Here is a 3591-nt window from a genome sequence, read left to right as displayed (position 1 = left end):
TGGTCGACAAGGCCATCCCGTTCGAGAAGTGAGCCGATGAGTGATCTGGCCCTAGTCACCGGAGGTGCAGCCGGCATCGGCGCAGCCATCGCACAGCGCTTGACCGAGGACGGCCTGCGCGTGATCGTGCTGGACCGCGCGCCGGTGACGCATGACTTTGCGCATGAAGAGATCACCGTCGATCTGGCCGATGTCGCGGCAACGCAATCCGAACTTGCGCGCGTGATCGGGGATCGCCGCATCACGCGCCTCGTCAACAACGCGGGCGTCGTCATGCCCGCCACGCTGGAAGACACGAAGCCCACCGATCTGGATGCCGTTGCGGCCGTCAACTTGCGTGCGCCCATCATCTGCATGCAGGCAGTCCTGCCGGGCATGAAGGCGGCGCGCATGGGCCGCGTCGTCAATATCTCGAGCCGCGTTGCGTTGGGCAAGGAACTGCGCACGGCCTATTCGGCGACCAAGGCAGGCCTGCACGGTATGACCAAGACCTGGGCGCTGGAGCTGGGCCAGCACGGCGTGACGGTCAACGCCGTCGGACCCGGTCCGATCCAGACAACGCTCTTCGATCGGGTCAACCCGCCTGGCGATCCGCGCACCGAGGCGATCATCGCCAAGGTGCCGGTGCGCCGCCTGGGCCAGCCCGAGGATATCGCCGACGCCGTCTCGTTTCTCTGCTCGGAGCGAGCCGGGTTCGTCACGGGGCAGGTTCTCTACGTTTGCGGGGGGATGACCATCGGATCCGTATGATCAAAGGCGGCATCGCGCGCGAGGAGGACGCGCGCGGCGCCAAAGACCAACACAAAGTTCACCAAGGAGGAGAAAACCATGAATATTCTGAAAAAGACAGCTGCGGCCATTGCCGTTGCCGCAGGTCTGGCGACCGCCGGTTTTGCACAGGACGATTACCCGACCAAGCGCATCACCATCATCGTCCCCTATAGTGCGGGCGGCGCGACGGACGTGCTGGCGCGGCAAGTCGCGGACAAGCTGGCGATGCAGTTCGACGAGACCGTAACCGTCGAGAACCGCCCCGGCGCGGGCGCCACCCTGGGCACCACCCAGGCGGCTGCGGCGCGGCCCGACGGCTATACGCTTTTCATGGGGCAGGTGTCGTCTCATGGTATCGCGCCTGCGGTCTACAAGAACCTGCAATATGATCCGGTCGAGGATTTCAAGCCGGTCACGCTGCTGATCTCAATCCCCAATGTGATGGTGGTCGACAAGGACAGCCCGTGGCAGAGCGCAGAAGAGTTTCTTGAGGCAACGCGCAGCGAGGGGCGCACCTTCGGCTCGTCCGGCGTCGGCAGCTCGATCCACCTCTCGGGCGAGATGTTCAAATCGCGCACCGATGCCGACATGACGCATGTGCCGTATCGCGGCAGCGGCGAGGCCGTTCCGGCCCTGATGTCGGGTGATGTGGACGTGATGTTCGACAACCTGCCCTCGGCCCTGCCCCATATCCAGTCGGGCGAGCTGCGCGCGCTGGCCGTCACCACGCCCGAGCGCGCTGAGGCGCTGCCAGATGTGCCAACATTGTCGGAGACAGGTATCGACGGGCTGGACGGTTTTGCCGCGCGGTCCTGGTTCGGCATCCTCGTGCCCGCCGAGACCGATGACACGGTGGTCGAAAAGCTGTCGGCGGCGCTGAACGGCGTCCTGGAAGACGAGGATTTCGTGAAATTCGCCGATGGCCGCGGTGCGCAGATCGAGGGCGGCAGCCCCGACGACTTCGCGGCGTATATTGCAGATGAGCTGACCCAGTGGAAGGTCGTCGTGGACGAGGCCGGCGTCACCGTCGAGTGATCCGGTCCCAGTGATGCGATGGGCCGCGCCCTGTTTCGGCGCGGCCCGTTTTAGGTCCCTAAAGCCGCCCCTCTCAGTCCGACAAGGTGATCGCCGCATGACCCGAGGCTCTTCGAAAAAATGGCGCAACGCCGCACGCAAGCGCGAGATGTTGATCGCGGGCGCGCTGATTGCGGCTGCCGCCATCTTTGCACTGGTGATCATCCCGCAGGGCGTTGTGCGCCCAAGCTCGGTCAAACATCTGCCGTTGTCGCCGGTCTTTCTGCCCTATGTCCTCTCGGTGCTGATAGTGCTCTTTGCGGCCCTGCATCTGATCGAGGCATGGATCGCCCCCGATGCCGTCGCCGGACCGCCTAGCGAGGACGAGGCGACACATCCCCGGTGGAAGCTGCGCGTCTCGGTCCTTTTTGCCTGCCTTCTGGGTTACCTTCTCTTGCCGGACGTGCTGGGCATGTTGGCGACCGCGATCATGATCACCATCGGCCTCATGTTCCTAGCGGGTGAGCGCAGGCCCCTCATTCTGACCGGCGTCGGCATCCTGATGCCCGTTCTGGTTTGGCTTTTTTTCACTCAGGTCGCGCAGGTGCCTCTGCCCGGCGGTTTTTTCGAGGCCTGGAGATAGACGATGCTGGAAAACCTCTCCATCGGCTTCGAGATGTTCTTTCAGCTCGAGAATTTCATCGCCATCGCGATCGGCGTCATCGTGGGTGTCGTCGTCGGCTCGATCCCCGGCCTGACAGCCACGATGGCCGTCGCGCTGGCCCTGCCCTTCACGTTCAACCTCGATCCCGTGACCGGCATTCTCTTGCTGGTCGGCATCTACAAGGGCGGCGTCTTCGGCGGCTCGATCACTGCGATCCTCATCCGCGCGCCCGGCACGCCTGCGGCGGCCTGCACCGTGCTGGATGGCTACCCGATGGCGCGCAAGGGCGAGGCAGGCAAGGCGCTCAAGATGGCGCTCTATTCCTCCTGCATCGCCGATTTCCTGTCCAATATCTCGCTCATCTTCTTCGCCAGCATGATCGCCTCACTGGCGCTGGCCTTCGGCGCACCGGAATACTTCTGGCTGATCTGCTTCTCGCTGACCGTGGTCATCTCGATCTCGGGCGAGTCGCTGACCAAGGGGCTCATCTCGGGCGTTCTGGGCCTTCTGGTTTCGACCGTGGGCCTCGATCTGGTCTATGGCACACAGCGTTTCACCTTCGGCAATTTCAACCTGATGGGCGGGGTCAGCTATATCCCGCTTCTGATCGGCCTTTTCGCGCTGCCCGAAGTGATCGACTTCTACGTGAAAAAGGTGGCCCCTGTCGCGGTCAAGGCCGCCGATGGCAGCCGCGTGACCTGGGCCGAGATGAAACGCTGCCTCGTGTCGATCTTTCGCGGCAGTTTCATTGGCGTGATCATCGGCACCATTCCGGGGGCCGGCGCGACCGCCGCCGCGTTCCTCTCCTACGGCGAGGCACGCCGCTCATCGAAACACCCCGAAACCTTCGGCCATGGCGAAATCGAGGGCGTGGCTGCCTCAGAGGCGGGCAATAATGGCGTAGCGGGCGCGACGCTGATCCCGCTATTGGCACTGGGTATTCCGGGTGATGTGGTCACCGCCGTCATCCTTGGCGCCTTCATGCTGCAGGGGCTGACCCCCGGACCGCTGATGTTTCAGGACAATATCAGCCTGATCTACGCCATTTTCATCGGTATCATGCTCAGCTCCATCGTGCTCTTCGGCGCGGGCAAATTCGCGATCCGCTATTTCGCGCGTATCGCCGATGTGCCGCGCCATAT

The 3591-nt window shown here is 63.5% G+C and carries 4 protein-coding genes; all 4 read left to right on the top strand.

Annotation, left to right across the window (positions count from 1 at the left end; all coding sequences use genetic code 11):
* Window positions 1-750 (top strand): SDR family oxidoreductase (locus ACEWPL_RS19300; protein WP_420744397.1); only part of this gene is annotated, 750 nt, incomplete at its 5' end.
* Between the two features lie 78 nt (window positions 751-828).
* Window positions 829-1806 carry a Bug family tripartite tricarboxylate transporter substrate binding protein gene (locus ACEWPL_RS19295; RefSeq protein WP_393934206.1) on the top strand — a complete coding sequence of 326 codons (978 nt, stop codon included), beginning with the start codon at window positions 829-831 and terminating at the stop codon, window positions 1804-1806.
* A 97-nt stretch (window positions 1807-1903) separates the two neighbouring features.
* The gene (locus tag ACEWPL_RS19290; protein ID WP_393934207.1) at window positions 1904-2428 is read left to right on the top strand and encodes a tripartite tricarboxylate transporter TctB family protein; all 525 of its coding nucleotides are present in this window, start codon (window positions 1904-1906) and stop codon (window positions 2426-2428) included.
* 3 nt (window positions 2429-2431) lie between these two features.
* On the top strand, window positions 2432-3591 hold a 1160-nt coding region (locus tag ACEWPL_RS19285), incomplete at its 3' end, for a tripartite tricarboxylate transporter permease (protein ID WP_420744396.1).

The sequence above is a fragment of the Roseovarius roseus genome, from assembly GCF_043355935.2.
Taxonomy (GTDB): domain Bacteria; phylum Pseudomonadota; class Alphaproteobacteria; order Rhodobacterales; family Rhodobacteraceae; genus Roseovarius; species Roseovarius roseus.
Note: the sequence above shows the minus strand (reverse complement) of the source record. Positions and strands in the feature narration are given on the sequence as shown.